This is a genomic window from Vibrio splendidus, assembly GCF_001557875.1.
GTDB classification, from domain to species: domain Bacteria; phylum Pseudomonadota; class Gammaproteobacteria; order Enterobacterales; family Vibrionaceae; genus Vibrio; species Vibrio splendidus_F.
Genome location: NZ_LNRF01000013.1, coordinates 110,067 through 125,658 on the forward strand (window position 1 = coordinate 110,067; position 15,592 = coordinate 125,658).

A 15,592-nucleotide genomic window follows, 5' to 3' on the forward strand; every position below is an offset into this window, starting at 1 on the left:
TAAATGTTTCATCTAAGCCAACTCGACTTCACATAATCTATCTACTCTGATATATAGAAAACATTCCGGTCATCTTCGCCGTTAAACTTAGGATATTGTTTATGCATACAGCTACGAATCTCAACGAATTGGAGAACCAAATTCGCCTACAACACAGTACCTTGAGCAAACGACTACAACAAGTCGCGCATTATGTACTCGAAAATTCAAACAGCATTGCCTTTGACACCGTTGCCGTCATTGCCAAGGCGGCCGATGTTCCACCGTCGACACTAATACGCTTTGCAAATGCCTTTGGGTTTAATGGTTTTAACGAGTTGAAACAAATATTCCGTCAATACCTTGTAGAAGAAACCGCCAGCTACACTCAACGTACACGTTTAGTTAAGGAGCTCAATGATGGCAGTCTGCAAGAAGAGCCTGAAGATATTTTATACGAATTTGCTCAAGCCAACTCACATGCAATGATGCAACTCGCCAAGCTCACCTCTTCCGAGAAGCTCAAGCAAGCAGTCGATGTTCTAGCCAATGCTGATAACATTTATCTAATTGGGCTAAGACGCTCATTTAGCGTGGCGTCATACCTCACATATGCACTACGTCATATCGAATGTAGAGCGTTCCTTATCGATGGTTTAGGCGGGATGTTTGAAGAACAGGTAAGTATGGTTGGGCCTAATGATGTGATTGTCTCAATTAGCTTTAATCCATATGCAGAAGAAACCATCAAACTGTGTGAAATAGCGTCTAAAGCGGGGGCCAAGCAAATCGTGATTACAGACAACCAAGTCAGCCCACTGTCGGCATTCAGCGACGTGTGTTTTACGGTAAAAGAAGCCAGTGTCGATGCCTTTCGATCACAGTCGGCTTCATTATGTCTTGCACAATCTTTGGCAATATCACTCGCATTTAAAAAAGGCAGAACCCTCGATTAATTCTAAGTTCTGCCTTGCCTAGGCCAGTAACACCTTGCGGGTGAATAAAGCTACAAACCTCTTGGTTAGAGTTTGACCGTTGCCCCAGTGTTCATGGACTCTAAAGCAGCCTCAGCAAGCACGAGAGCGAACTCTCCATCTTTACCACTGCAAAGCGGCGCTGCTTCACCCGCTAGAATTTCAACAAAGTGCTCCCATTCATTGATATATGCTTGTTCGTAACGTTCTAAGAAGAAATATTGCGGTTTCGCGCTAACACAGCCACTTTCTCCCCAATGCTGAACGAGATCTTCCTTCATATTGCCCGCTTGTAGTAAGCCTTTCTCGCCATGCAGTTCAAGGCGCTGATCATAGCCATAACCAGAACGACGGCTGTTTGAAATAGTGGCAATCGCGCCCGATGGAAAGTTCATAACGATAACAGCAGTATCAATATCTCCAGCTTCACCAATAGCTTTATCAACCATACAACTACCGTGTGCCGTAATTGAAATTGGATCTTCTCCAAGGATAAAGCGCGCCATATCAAGATCATGGATGCTCATATCGCGAAACATACCACCAGAAGCTTTAGCGTAATGTGCAGGTGGTGGCGAAGGGTCACGAGACGTAATCAGCAGCGATTCTGCCTTACCGATCACACCAGCACCTAACTGAGTTTTTAGCTTGCGAAACTGAGGGTCAAAGCGGCGATTGAAACCAACCAGCATTGGCACTGGATATTGTTCAATCACGCCCAAGCAATCACGAACACGGCTCAATTCTAAGTCGATAGGCTTTTCACATAAAATTGTCTTACCATTCTTTGCCGCTAGCTCAATAAAATCAGCGTGTGTGTCGGTTGCAGAACCAATACAAACTCCATGGATATTAGGGTCAGCCATAGCCTCTTCAATTGTTTGGATTTTTGCATTGTATTGGCTTGCTAGTTGGTTAGCGCCCTCAACATATGGATCTACAATAGAATACAAGGTTGTTCTCGGGTGGTTATTAATATTAACCGCGTGAACCTTGCCAATGCGTCCCGCACCAAATAAAGCGATGTTAAACATACTTTCCCTCATGACGTAGAGTGGCTGCTTAAGTGAATAAACAGCACTAGCTAAATAGAGTCACATCTTAGTGACCCTCTGATTTCCAATTTATATTCCATTTTCATCAACAGAATCCGTTAAGCCCGAACATAGAACTAACAGCCAACAATAATGAAAAAATATTATCACCAAAATTACATGATAAAACCTCATAAATCCACGAAAAATCAATCGAAAAGTAGTCAAACTTGTTTTTACCTAGTTAATATCACAAATAAAAATAAATAAAATGGAAAAAATTTATCATTAGAAAGATAATATTCTTAACGCGATTAATTACGCCAGCAGCACAAGCTTTTTGGCGACTGACAAAGGACTACTTTATGCGCTATGCACTACACGGGATGTGTTCACTACACAATAATATTGTTAGCGATATCCGTTTGGCCAAAGAAACAGGCTATGATGGGTTAGAAATCCATACAGAAAAATTGTGGCGATACATCAATGCTGGTTTAACGAGCCAAGACCTAAAAACAAGGCTAAACGACGCCAATATTGCACCTTCTGCGATCGATATTATCGGTAGTGTGGAGAGTACGACCAAAGAAGCACAAAACCAGTTATTTAGAGATACAGAGATTCTGTGTCAGTTTGCCAAAGACATTGGTGCGCCAACCATTCAATTAAACGCTTTCGAGGCGCTGACAGGTCTATCGGTTGAAGATAACATTCGTATTACTGCGCAAAACATCCGCAATATAACCGATATCGGAAGAGAGCATGGAATCCGCTTCCAATACGAAGGTGCAGCATGGACCCCCATTGCTACGTTAGAGCAATATTATCAATTACATGATGCAGTCAACCGAGATAACTTTGGCTTTGTGCTCGACACTTGGCACTTCTGGGCATGCCGCGGGGCAACACCGGAAGACATGGCAAAAGTCGATAAATCGCTCATCTACAATGTTCACCTTTCCGATGGACACCGCCCTGGAATTGGTGCGCCTTGGGTCGATGAGAAAGAGCTTAGAAATTGCTTGCTAGGCCAAGGTGAAATTCCACTACAAGAATGGACGTCAGCCATTCAAAGTACGGGATATGACGGGTTCTATTCTGGTGAGTTTCTCAATGATCAACTTTGGGAAGGCGATCATTACGAGACAGCCACCAGCATGCTTTCAGGAATGAAGCGTTTGTTCTCATAACCAAACCGTGAGCCAAAAAAAGCTACCAATACGGTAGCTTTTTCTATGCTCGGAAGTGACTTTATTTAGGTTCTTCACAAACATTAAAAAAGCCGATAATTATCGGCTTTTTAGTGTTATCTAGAACGTTCTGAGGTAAACGCTATTTAATCTCACGGCACATCAAACTCACGGCTAATGTTTGAGCTAGGTACATCGAAGAACTCAGTGAGCGAAAGCCCATCACTTCCCCTTCTTCCACTTCAAAACACACGTCCATCTTGCTGCCATGCGCCATCATCTGGTTATCTGCAATCGCGATGATAGGAACACCTCGGTCATGAGCGCACTCGATGACATTACTGGTTTCTATTGCATAGGGGGCAAAAGTCACAGTTAGCAATACATCTTTCTCGTTCATATTGCGGATCATAGGGGTCAGCATCCCTCCATGATCGTCAAGCAAGACAACATTGTTATCTGACTTCATCAAAGCATACCAAAGGTAAAAAGCAACTGGATAAGCTCGGCGCATCCCTTGTATATATATTGTTTCGGCTTGATCCATCAGGCTCACGGCTCTCTCAAGCTTCTGTGGTGAAACTGATACTTGTAACTTTTCTATCGCTTCAACGTTAGCGACACCGTAATCATTAAAAATAGCGGTTGGCGATTCTGGTTGATATGTTACTTGGTCTCTGGCTTTACGCACTCGGTCTTTATAATCCCGAGGTCTATTTAGATATTGGTCTCTAAACAGCGCCTGCATTTGGCTAAACCCACTAAAGCCCATCGCATTTGAAAATCGACTTAATGTCGACAATGGGACATTTGCTTGTTCCGCAATGGTCGCCATCGTCTCAACGGCAACTAGCATAGGCTGGGCTAACACATAGTCCGCGACTTGCTGTAAGCGTTGACTCAAATTGTCATAGCGTTTGACGATTAACTCTTTCAGAGAGTCTAAATCACTAGGCACATGTACAATCTCGTTAGTTTCAACTTCCATACCTAACTTCTTTCCCGTTAAATATTGGTTTATAAATCAATAATACCCCAAGCTTTAACACTTGGGGTATTAATTCTAAGATAAAAGTTCGAAGTTTCGAATAGCTTCATCTTTTACGTACGGCATTGCTTTTTGCATGAAGTAAATTCTATCAAACTTCTCAGGTTCATCATTCATATAGCCGCGTAGATTGTTACCTAAGGCTTGACGTAAGCAGGTGCCGATATTGAACTTAGAGACACGACTTTGCTTAAGCCTCGCCATATCCTCGTCTCGAATACCGCTAGCCCCATGTATCACCAATGGTATAGTCACTTCGGCCGCAATACGATCAAGTAAGCCAAAATCAATAGTGCATGTTGGTTCGGTTAAACGGTGAACATTCCCGACAGAGATTGCGACGCAATCAGCACCACTTTCGCGAGCAAACCTAGCTGCATCTGCAGGGCTAGTATCTATAGTTTTGATATGGTCACGACCTTCATCGTACGGAACAGAGCCAATCTCACCCTCTACCGAAGCGCCCAACGCATGAGCAACATCTGCAACTTTGCGAGTTCGAGCGATATTTTCTTCTAGACTCAGCTGTGAGCCGTCGAACATCACCGAGCTAAAGCCCGCCTTTAATGCTCGATATACAATGTCTTCTTCATAGGTATGATCGAGATGCAGACAAACTGGCACTGTGCTTTTAGTCGCTAGACCTAAAAACATCGCCGCTGCCGTTTCTACCCCATAAAAATCAACAACATCTTTGTTACACGCTAAGATAACCGGTTTGTTCACTTCTTCCGCAGCCTCTACGACTGCGCGAGCATCTTCAAAGCCAAAGACATTAAAGCAGGGAACTGAATAATTTGATGCAGCGGCATCAGGTAATAAATCGTTTAAATTAACCAACATAACGTTTCCCTCTACTTAAACTTAGCGATCATATCCTTGATGCCTGGAATGGTTTCAACCTGATATTCATGGTGAGGGTCAAAGTGCTGAATCAGAGACTTAGACGTTTTCCCTACGATGATAGTGAAGTAATACATTTCATAGCCCGGCGCTGCTACACTCGGGTGGTACCCCTTATCAATAGCAATTACTGAACCCGTACGAACGTGATAAACAGGGCCAAAATCGTCTTCATGTTCATATAAAAACTGTGCGCCGAAACCAAAATCAGGATTGAAACGGAATTGATACACCTCTTCGTACAATGTCTCTTTGCTGCCATCTTCTTTGACGCGGTCTTCATCATGTTTATGCGGAGGAAAACCAGACCAACCACCAGCGCCAACCGTAAATAGCTCACTGACAAGTAAACGGCCACGTTTGTCTGCGTTACTTTGCCCGAGCACATGTTTGATCTTACGGTGTGTTTTTGTATCATCTGAGCCGTATTGAACCATTTCAACTTCATCAGCTCGAACGCAGAACGGTTCTAATGAGGCATCAAATTTACCACCTGCAATCATCACATCTGCACTTTCACTTACACAATCAATGGTCGCTGAATAGCCAAGCGGTACATAAACAGATTCAGGCTCACCGTCCCAAACCGTACGGCGCTTACCAATATTATCAAACACTTGTGGTTCATCACTGCCGTTACTGACGGTAATGCAGCATGTGCCACCCGCAAGCACGACGACAGACTCATAACCTTCAACGGTATGAATGTGTTGCTCACTTTGGCTCAAGCGTACTTGGTTAAAATAACAAAGTGGGGTGACGTCATCATTCACATCGACAATCGGCTGATTTTGGTTGTTGAACGGGGGTATATGCTTACCCATACTTCTTTCTCCTCTGTCGTTGAGTCGTCTTCGCCACTCAACATAATTTTTATTGTTTCATTCATAACGGACAAAAATGCCGGGGCGAGATGGTTGCAATTCATAGTGTCTTATTACTATAAAAATACCGACCCGGCTGGCTTACACCCTCTTAATCAATGAAGGTTCAAGCCCAAAGCGTTATGCTCTACTCTCTACAAAGTCGAGCAACTGTTCTTTTGTTGGCATAGCTTCCGTACAACTAGTACCGCTCACGTTAATGGCAGCTGCCGCGGTTCCATGACGAACACCATCCTCTAATTCACCGCCGTTAACCAAGGTCCAAATCAGTCCACCTGCAAATGAATCACCAGAGCCAAACGGTTTGTTTGCTTTCACTCTAAAAATGCCTTGCTCAAATTTATAGCCATCTTTGCAATACACTTTAGAGCCCAGTTCACCAGCTTTGATCACAACCACTTGCGTGTTTTCACGTAGAAAGCGCTGCGCGGTTTGGTCATCATCTTTGTTACCTGGAGCAAGGACGGTTTCCATCATGTCGAACTCTTCGCGATTACCAATCACGATGTCAGACAAACCTGACGCTATGCCATAATAAATCGAAGCATCCACATCGGTACGCCATGAATAAGGACGATAATCCACATCAAGAATGACTACTGTGCCGCTTCTACGAGCATGTTCCATCGCGACAAGCGTTGCTTCTCGGCTTGGGCTTTCTGATAGCGCAGTTCCCGTTACAACCAGTGTTTTTGAGCTGGCAATATAGTCCGCACTCACTTGCTCTGGCTTGATAGTGAGATCTGATGCATTGTTACGATAAATCAGAACCGTACAGTCACTTGGCTTCATTTCAGTAAACGCAACCGAGGTACGAGAACCTGAGTTATCGGTCATCATGCCATCAAGGTTGATACCCTGCTCTTCCATGTAGCCTTTGACGTAACCGCCAAACGCATCATTAGCAACGCAACCAATAAACCCTGTTTTACCACCCAAACGGCTAATCGCGACCGCGATGTTTGCTGCAGAACCGCCTACAAATTTGTTGAAACCGGTAATGTCGGCCATGTCGGTATTAAATTCACGCGCGTAAAGGTCAACCCCAGCGCGGCCTAACACGATGGCGTCGAGTTTACGATCCTGAGGGAGTGCAATCTTAGTCATAGTGTTTCCCTATTAGTTATATTCTACCCAAGCTGCATTTTGGTCAGCTGACTCAACACACTTCTCACATAAACGAACGCCTTCGATACCTGCATCGATTCCTGGGAACCAAATCTCAGACAATGCATTTTGGTCATCACGGTCGGCGGCATCAAAAGCCAATGCAAAACGGTGATAAAGGTTCGCCCAAGACTCAAAATAGCCTTCCGCATGACCACCACCAACGCGATTCGCTGCCACACCTGGTGCATCTTGATGCAAATAACCCATACCACGCTCTAGGATACGTGATGGTTCACCTTGTACTTCTAAACGAAGTTGGTTTGGCTGCTCATCCCACCATTCAATGGAGGCTTTTGAGCCGACGATTCTGATTTTTTGTTGGTGCATTGAGCCAGCATTAACCGCCGATGCCCAAAGCGTGCCGACTGCTCCGCCTTTAAATTCCATCATCACATGCGCGTTATCTTCCAACGGCGTACGCGACTTAATGAAGCTTTGACGCATGCAAGATAAACGATCAACTTCTAAACCTGTCATGACTTCACACAGGTAGAACGCATGTGTGCCAATATCACCTAACACATAAGTTGGACCCGAAACTTCTGGGCTAACACGCCATTTCAGACCTGGATCGTTAAGCTCATATTCTTCATTATGAAAACCGTGAGCAAATTGCATATTGATGACGCGAATGTCACCCAAATCGCCACGCAGTACCATTTCGCGAGCTTGCTGAACCATAGGGAAACCGCTGTAGCCGTACATCACACCGATGACGCGGTTATTTTGAGCCGCGATGACTTTTAGCTCTTCTGCTTCTTCCGACGTAAAAGTGATTGGCTTTTCACATACCACGTGAAGACTGGCTTCCAGTGCGGCTTTACAAATTTCGTAGTGTGTTGAGTTTGGCGTTGCGATAGATACCGCTTGAATGCCATCTTCACGCTGCGCTTCCGCTGCAAACATTTCTTTGTAGTTGGCGTAGCAACGATCACCAGCTAAGCCCAGGTTGGTGCCAAAGTCACGGCAGCGTTCGGCGTCAAGATCAAACGCTCCAGCCACCAATTTAAACAAACCATCACGCTGCGCAGCATTACGATGGGAATAACCAATCTGACTACCACGTCCTCCACCAATCATTGCCCAACGTAGAGGTTGTTCAAAGCGACGTTCTTCATTAAACATAATTTTGCTCCGTTACCTGATACATCCGCTAACACGGATGTATCGTGGTTAAGTTATTGTGATTTTTTTAATATTCTTTTTAGACACCGCGGCGCTGACTTGCGCGACCTTCTTCCCAGTCGGCAACTTTCTTGGCAGTCTCTTCATTACGAGTCACTTCCGGAAGCCCAACTTCCCACCAGCAGTCACACTTAGACCAAGCGGCTGGAGAAACCGGGTCAATATCAACCACAATGACGTATGTGCGGTCCGCTTCTTTTGCTCTTGCAAACGCCGCGTCAAATTCAGTAATTGAGGTTAACTTCTCGCTGATCGCGCCTTGCGCTTCGGCGTGCTTGGCAAAATCGACGCGAGCCAACTCACCGTCAGGTCGACGACAATCTTCTAGCAAGTTATTAAATGACTCGTTGCCCGTGTTGTTTTGTAATTTATTGATGACAGCAAAACCACCGTTGTCACATACAACAACAATCATTTTGTGCCCAGTTAGGACAGACGAATAAATGTCTGAGTTTTGAATTAGGTATGAACCATCACCAACAAGAACCACGACATCATTATCTGGGTTGGCAATTTTAGCGCCCCACCCCCCCGCAATTTCATAACCCATGCAGGAATAACCGAAGTCGATATCAAATTTACCAATTTGGTAATTTTGCCAGTTCATCGAGAGCTCAGCCGGTAAACCACCAGCAGCAGTCAGAACAGTGTCACCCTCTTCCATGCTGTGATTTAGCTTGCCAATCACTTCAGCATAAGAGGACGTACCCGCCAACAATTCACCGTCTTGTGGGTGAGTGCGACGGTGAACCAACGCTTTCCACTCATCCGCTTCTGCTTTAGCTTTAGCAGACCACTCGTCACTTGAGCGCCAGTCTGCTAGCAAGCCTGAAAGCTTGTTCATACAGGTTTGTGCATCACCCAACACAGGGTATGAACAGTGTTTAATCGCATCAAATTTAGCCACATTGATGCTAATAAGTTGCATGTCTGGGTTTTTAAATACGCTCCAAGAACCTGTAGTGAAATCTTGTAAACGCGTACCAATAGCAACCACTACGTCGGCTTCATTTGCCATGTGGTTGGCAGAATTTGAGCCTGTCACACCAATAGGTCCAGCGTTCAACGGGTTGTCTTGCAGCATAGTGGCGCGACCAGCAATGGTTTCTACCACCGGAATATTGTGCTTAGCGGCAAATGCAGCAAGTTCATCAGTGGCCAGAGAGTAATGCACCCCACCACCAGAAATAATCAATGGCTTTTTCGCTTGAGTTAAAATAGCTTTCGCTTCTTCGAGCACAATCATTTCTGGCTCAGGACGACGAATTCGGTGACATTTTTCAGCAAAAAAGACTTCTGGGAAATCATAAGCCATGCCTTGGACATCTTGAGGCAAGCCAAGGAAAACCGGACCACAGGTTGCAGGGTCAAGCATGGTATCGAGCGCTTGAGGTAGCGTATGCATCAGCTGTGAAGGAGACAACACACGATCCCAATAACGAGTAAGAGGTTTGAAAGCGTCGTTAGAGGTGACCGATGGATCTTCAAAGTTTTCTGGTTGCTGAAGCACTGGATCTGGTAGACGGCTAACGTAAGCATCACCAGAAATAAGTAATAAAGGCAGACGGTTAGTATGGGCAATACCCGCTGCTGTGACCATGTTCGTTGCACCAGGTCCAATTGAGCTGGTTGCGATACCGATACGCTGGCGCTTATTGGCTTTTGCATAAGCAATGGCAGCCGTCGCCATAGATTGCTCGTTTTGACCACGCCATGTTGGGATTTGTTCTTCGATATTCTTAAGCTGTTGACCAAAACATGTCACATTGCCGTGACCAAAAATGGCAAAGGCAGCACCAAACAGTTGCTCTTCTTTTCCATCGACTACAATTTTCTGCGCTGCAAGGTATTTCGCTAGGGCTTCAGCAACAGTTAGGCGTACAGTTTTCATCTTCTTCCTCGATATTTCTTACACGCCATTGGCACAAGGTGGTGCCAATGGAGTATTCCATATATGTCGACTTTTTTGGCTTATTGTTGGGACTCCCTTCAATAAGCCATTTTTATTACAAGCCGTATTTGTTCGCGTAGCCTGTGATGTTCTCGTACGCGGTTTTTGCAAACGTTAGTGGGTGTGCTTTTGCAGGATCTTGCTCAGCTTCAACTAATAACCAACCTTCGTAGTTACGAGCTTTAAGCGCTGCGAATACGTCGTCGTAATTCACATCACCAGTACCAGGAACGGTAAATACACCATCTAATACTGCATTTAGGAAAGACTTGTCTGCGTCACGCGCCGCATTCATTACTTCAATACGAAGATCTTTAAAGTGCATGTGACCAATACGGTGACCCCAACGCTCAATAATATTAACTGGGTTACCACCACCGTACGTGATGTGACCAGTATCCAGAGTGAGATACACAGAATCTCCAGTCAGCTCCATCAAACGGTTGATGTCTTCTTCTGTCTCAACAATCGTGCCCACATGGTGGTGGAAAGACAGTTTGATATCGTGCTTGTTAAATAAGTAGTCAGCGACCGTTGTCAATTTTTCAGCGTACGTTTTCCACTCGTCATCCGTTAAAATAACGCGAGATGACAAAGGCTTATTGATATCTCCGTGAACGGTGTTACTCACTTCGCCATAAACCATCGCTTTGCAGCCTGCCGCTTTAAGCAAAAGAATGTGACCTTGCATCTCTGCAATTTCTTCTTCTGCTGTCAACGTCATCAAATTGCCACTGAACCAACCAGACGCAAGCACAAGATTGTGGTTTTTAAGTAGTGGGATAAGAACTTCTGGCTCTCTTGGGTATTTTGTACCTAGCTCTGTACCAGTAAAGCCAGATTCCGACATTTCACTCAAACATGTCTCCAACGGGATTTCGCCACCAAGCTCTGGCATATCATCGTTTGTCCAAGTTAAAGGGCTAATTCCGTATTGAACTTTGCTCATGTTCGTACTCCAAAAATGTTTTTATAAGTTAAATGTAATGAGGTCAGTTTTCTCATCAACGCTATTTGCGCATGTAGTAGAGGTTGACCGCACCAGTTTGCTTCACTGGGGACAAATATAATCCAAAAAAATCAAAATGAAAAATATTTTTCATTTGGCGATTATAAATTTAGAATTCAAATTAAAACTGAAAAAACCTAGGGATTACGGGCGATACAGGAAAAGAGTGGCACAGATCACAAAGCAATTTAAACTTTAAAATCAACAACTTAACCAGAACCTGACATTTGATAAATATTTTCCACATTTTGATCAGGTTAACATAATGGAGTAATTAACTGTGTATTTGCTAGCCGTAGTTGAAATGAAACACTATGATTCTCACATCGCCAAAATGAAAAATATTTATCACTAATATTTATTATTATTACAAAATTCATTGGCGAGTTATTAATTCGATACTCTAACCCTACATTCACCGAGTATCGAATAATCGCCCAGCACTAGCTTATTTGATGGTTAAGAGAGTGTATGGACAATACAAAGGAGTATGTAATGTCACCTAATAATGGGACACAGTCTCACAAACATAATATCGCTTACATAGTTAGAATTTGTTGTATCGCTGCACTAGGGGGAATCTTACTCGGCTACGATACTGCCGTAATATCCGGTGCAATTGGACCAATCAGAGATCATTTTGGTCTAACGCCAGCTCAAACGGGATGGGCAGTCTCTAGTGTAGTATTAGGAAGTATTATCGGTGCGGTATCAGCAGGAACTGTTGCCCTAAAATACGGACGACGAAGCGCACTTTTCTTATCTGCTGCGCTCTTTATCATCTCCGCTATTGGTTCCGCTATCGCACCTACATTTACCATCTATGTTTTATTCAGAATCATCGGCGGTGTGGCAGTTGGTATCGCTTGTGTGGTATCCCCAATGTACATGTCTGAAGTTGCACCAAAAGATTTCCGCGGTCGAGCAGTCAGTATGTTCCAGCAATCAGCGGTTATAGGACAAACTGGTGTTTTCTACGTTAACTATTTAATTGCAAAAGGGATGTCTGAAGCTTGGTTGGTTGATGTGGGATGGCGTTGGATGCTAGCTTCTGAGGTATTACCAGCAACACTATTTGGCTGTCTTCTAATTATGATTCCAGAATCTCCGCGCTGGTTAGTATTAAAAGGTAAGTTGGACAAAGCTAAAGATACACTTTCACGCATATCAAACCCGGAGCACGCTGATCGTGTCATCTTAGATATCCAAAAATCTCTAGTCCCGACAAATGCCTCGAAAAACAGTAAAATTAGCTTGCGTTCACCACTACTCTTTTCAATTTTAGTCATCGGTACTTTTGTTGCAGCCGCGCAACAGCTGACTGGTATCAACGTCATCATGTACTACACACCAGAGATTCTAAAACCTATCGCAGGTGGTACTGAGAACGCGTTATTTCAAACTACATTTGTCGGTATTGTTTTCATTCTTGGTAATGCATTAGGTATGTACTTAATCGATAAAGTTGGTCGCTTACCATTAATGAAATACGGTACGCTTGGCTGCGCGCTCGGTATGACTATCGTAGGCTATGTACTCTACACCGGAACAGAGGGCTACGCCGCCTTATTTGCTTTGTGTTTGTATGTGGTAGCTTATGCAACATCATGGGGTTGCGCATGCTGGACCATGATTTCTGAAATATTCCCGAATAGTATTCGTTCTCGAGCGATGGCTATCGCGGTTGGTGCACAGTGGTTTACTGGCTTCATCGTGACCCAAAGCTTCCCAATGCTAAATGAAAACCCTTACCTAAAAGAGAACTTCAATGGCGCCTTTGCTTTCTGGGTATTCGCGGCACTATCACTGATTTGTATGGTGGTCGTTGTGAAATATGTTCCTGAAACAAAAGGGGTCAGCCTTGAAGATATGGAAAAAGTCATGGCTAAAAAACTGGGTAAAAAAGCGCCAGTCAAAACGACTGAAGCAACGGTTTAAATCACATAAGTAACGCAATAACAGGCTATTTCAATACATAGCCTGTTTTCTTTTTTATTAATCACAAAGGTGGGTAGATGTTAGATAAAATGGCGTTCTTCATTTATGTCGTACGCACCGGTTCGATCTCAGCAGCCGCTCGAAAACTGAATATCTCCGTTTCTGCTGGCAGCCGATGGTTACAAGAGCTGGAGCAAAAATTTGGTATGCCCCTCTATCGACGTAACAACCGTCTTTTGAAGCCGACCCCTGCGGGTCAAAAGCTATTCAATGATTTCTCGCTTATCGTTGATCGCTCGGAAGCAGTCGTACGGAGCATGCAAGATTATCAGCAGCACGATAAAGGCCATATCGATATTATCTGTACACCGGTGTTTGCAAACCACTTCCTTATGAAAAAAATAGGCCAATACTTAACGACCAACCCAAATGTCACGTTTAATCTCAACATCACTCCTTGGGCACTCGATCATGCTGCGGACAGCGATATTACGATCAGCGCGAATGCGACTTATCAAGGATACCGAGAGCGAGACCTACACCTAGTACGCCGTGAAGTTATGCAAAGCCCATTTGTAGTCGTAGCCTCACCTGAATATCTAACAAGACATACAACGCCTGCCGCTCCTAGTGAGTTAACAAACCACCAGTGTCTATTTGCCACCACCCTGACTGGTAGTAATGACTGGGTGTTTCACCAAAATAATGAATGCCAAATAATAAAGGTACCTAAGTCACTAGAGGTCAATGATAGCGACTTGCTGCTACAGGCAACATTAAATGGTGCAGGCATTGCCTACTTACCTTTATTTTTAGTCAACGATTACATTAAACAAGGTGAAATTGTCGCGATTCTAAATGACTTTGATACTAGTATTTGGAGCTTGAATATTTATTATCACCCACCAGCTAACGCCTCTGCCGTCGCCATTCATTTTAAAGACTACCTTTTAGCCTAAAGAGACAAGTATTCGTGTATGAATTTTTTAAGGTTAAGTCCCTTAAATAAATCACGCTCTTTAATCCAATTAGACGCCTCACTTGCATATATGCAAAGAGGCTTTGATTTTATGTCTATATCTTAATTACTAACTACTTAATACAATATTTCTTAATCTATGAAATATAAAAGCACGGATAAAATAATGGGTACATATTGCCACTATATTTCCGAGTTTAATACAACCTTTAACTAAGACCGGAGGCTAAAAATGCCCGTAACTAATATAACTGAACTAGATGCTCTAGTAGCTCGCGTTAAAGCTGCACAAGAAGAGTTCTCAACCTTCTCTCAAGAAAGAGTTGATGCTATCTTCCGCGCAGCATCTTTAGCAGCTAACCATGCTCGTATTCCACTAGCACAACAAGCAGTTGCTGAATCTGGAATGGGTATCGTTGAAGATAAGGTAATCAAAAACCACTTTGCTTCAGAATTTATCTACAACAAATACAAAGATGAAAAAACGTGCGGCATATTAGAAGAAGATGACAGCCTAGGCACAATGACTATCGCTGAGCCTATCGGTATCATCTGTGGTATCGTCCCAACGACTAACCCGACTTCAACAGCAATCTTCAAATCTCTAATCTCTTTGAAGACCCGTAACGGTATCATCTTCTCTCCACACCCACGTGCTAAGAACTCTACAAACGACGCAGCTAAGCTTGTTTTAGATGCAGCAGTAGCAGCAGGTGCTCCAAAAGACATCATCGGTTGGATTGACCAACCTTCAGTTGAGCTTTCTAACGCGCTTATGAAGCACAATGGTATCGCTCTTATCCTTGCGACTGGTGGTCCAGGCATGGTTAAAGCAGCATACTCTTCTGGTAAGCCTGCAATCGGTGTTGGTGCTGGTAACGTGCCAATCGTTATTGATGAAACAGCGGACATTAAGCGTGCAGTAGCTTCTATCCTTATGTCCAAGACTTTCGATAACGGCGTTGTTTGTGCTTCTGAGCAAGCAGCAATCGTAGTTGATGAAGTATACGACGAAGTAAAAGAGCGTTTTGCTTCTCACAAAGCATACGTTTTAAACAAAGCTGAAGCTGAAAAAGTACGTAAAGTTCTGCTTATCGACGGCAACCTAAACGCTAAAATTGTAGGTCAGCCTGCTCCAGCAATCGCTGAAATGGCGGGTGTTAAAGTGCCTGCTGATACAAAAGTACTTGTAGGTGAAGGTCTAGGTAAAGTATCGATCGATGACGAATTCGCTCACGAGAAACTATCTCCAACTCTAGGTCTATTCCGTGCAGACGACTTCGAAGATGCTGTTGCTCAAGCGGTAACTATGGTTGAAATCGGTGGTATCGGTCACACATCTGGT

At 43.9% G+C, this 15,592-nt stretch carries 13 protein-coding genes; 5 read left to right on the forward strand and 8 right to left on the reverse strand.

Translation table 11 applies throughout. The features are described from left to right. The first annotated feature begins 101 nt into the window (after nucleotides 1-101). A complete protein-coding gene (locus ATB74_RS21475) occupies nucleotides 102-935 on the forward strand; it encodes a MurR/RpiR family transcriptional regulator (protein WP_061019692.1) in 834 nt (277 codons plus the stop codon). Between the two features lie 65 nt (nucleotides 936-1,000). Here ATB74_RS21475 and iolG read toward each other — a convergent pair whose 3' ends face one another. Further along, nucleotides 1,001-1,987, reverse strand: coding sequence for an inositol 2-dehydrogenase (iolG, locus tag ATB74_RS21480; protein WP_061019693.1), 987 nt, complete (start codon nucleotides 1,985-1,987; stop codon nucleotides 1,001-1,003). A gap of 365 nt (nucleotides 1,988-2,352) precedes the next feature. On the opposite strand from iolG, the gene ATB74_RS21485 reads away from it, so the two are divergent. Beyond that, on the forward strand, nucleotides 2,353-3,180 hold the full coding sequence (locus tag ATB74_RS21485; protein ID WP_061019694.1) for a sugar phosphate isomerase/epimerase family protein: 828 nt from the start codon (nucleotides 2,353-2,355) through the stop codon (nucleotides 3,178-3,180). A 142-nt stretch (nucleotides 3,181-3,322) separates the two neighbouring features. Here ATB74_RS21485 and ATB74_RS21490 read toward each other — a convergent pair whose 3' ends face one another. The 7 genes from ATB74_RS21490 to iolE form a co-directional block, all read right to left on the reverse strand. Continuing rightward, nucleotides 3,323-4,168, reverse strand: a complete 846-nt coding sequence (locus tag ATB74_RS21490; RefSeq protein ID WP_061019695.1) for a MurR/RpiR family transcriptional regulator — start codon at nucleotides 4,166-4,168, stop codon at nucleotides 3,323-3,325. Between the two features lie 75 nt (nucleotides 4,169-4,243). Then, the gene (locus ATB74_RS21495) at nucleotides 4,244-5,071 is read right to left on the reverse strand and encodes a class II fructose-bisphosphate aldolase (RefSeq protein WP_061019696.1); all 828 of its coding nucleotides are present in this window, start codon (nucleotides 5,069-5,071) and stop codon (nucleotides 4,244-4,246) included. Between the two features lie 11 nt (nucleotides 5,072-5,082). Further along, on the reverse strand, nucleotides 5,083-5,955 hold the full coding sequence (locus tag ATB74_RS21500; protein WP_061019697.1) for a 5-deoxy-glucuronate isomerase: 873 nt from the start codon (nucleotides 5,953-5,955) through the stop codon (nucleotides 5,083-5,085). A gap of 180 nt (nucleotides 5,956-6,135) precedes the next feature. Beyond that, nucleotides 6,136-7,122 carry a 5-dehydro-2-deoxygluconokinase gene (iolC, locus tag ATB74_RS21505; protein ID WP_061019698.1) on the reverse strand — a complete coding sequence of 329 codons (987 nt, stop codon included), beginning with the start codon at nucleotides 7,120-7,122 and terminating at the stop codon, nucleotides 6,136-6,138. A gap of 12 nt (nucleotides 7,123-7,134) precedes the next feature. Further along, nucleotides 7,135-8,310 (reverse strand): Gfo/Idh/MocA family protein, encoded by a 1,176-nt coding sequence (locus ATB74_RS21510; RefSeq protein ID WP_061019699.1) that lies wholly within the window; start codon nucleotides 8,308-8,310, stop codon nucleotides 7,135-7,137. 79 nt (nucleotides 8,311-8,389) lie between these two features. Further along, on the reverse strand, nucleotides 8,390-10,261 hold the full coding sequence (iolD, locus tag ATB74_RS21515) for a 3D-(3,5/4)-trihydroxycyclohexane-1,2-dione acylhydrolase (decyclizing) (RefSeq protein WP_061019700.1): 1,872 nt from the start codon (nucleotides 10,259-10,261) through the stop codon (nucleotides 8,390-8,392). Nucleotides 10,262-10,376: 115 nt separating this feature from the next. Further along, nucleotides 10,377-11,270, reverse strand: coding sequence for a myo-inosose-2 dehydratase (gene iolE / locus ATB74_RS21520; protein WP_061019701.1), 894 nt, complete (start codon nucleotides 11,268-11,270; stop codon nucleotides 10,377-10,379). A 555-nt stretch (nucleotides 11,271-11,825) separates the two neighbouring features. On the opposite strand from iolE, the gene ATB74_RS21525 reads away from it, so the two are divergent. The 3 genes from ATB74_RS21525 to ATB74_RS21535 form a co-directional block, all read left to right on the forward strand. Then, nucleotides 11,826-13,268: a sugar porter family MFS transporter gene (locus ATB74_RS21525; RefSeq protein ID WP_061019702.1), complete on the forward strand. Its 1,443-nt coding sequence runs from the start codon at nucleotides 11,826-11,828 to the stop codon at nucleotides 13,266-13,268. Between the two features lie 77 nt (nucleotides 13,269-13,345). Further along, nucleotides 13,346-14,227 carry a LysR family transcriptional regulator gene (locus tag ATB74_RS21530; RefSeq protein WP_061019703.1) on the forward strand — a complete coding sequence of 294 codons (882 nt, stop codon included), beginning with the start codon at nucleotides 13,346-13,348 and terminating at the stop codon, nucleotides 14,225-14,227. A 252-nt stretch (nucleotides 14,228-14,479) separates the two neighbouring features. Continuing rightward, the coding region (locus ATB74_RS21535) for an aldehyde dehydrogenase family protein (protein ID WP_155645163.1) at nucleotides 14,480-15,592 on the forward strand (1,113 nt) is incomplete at its 3' end.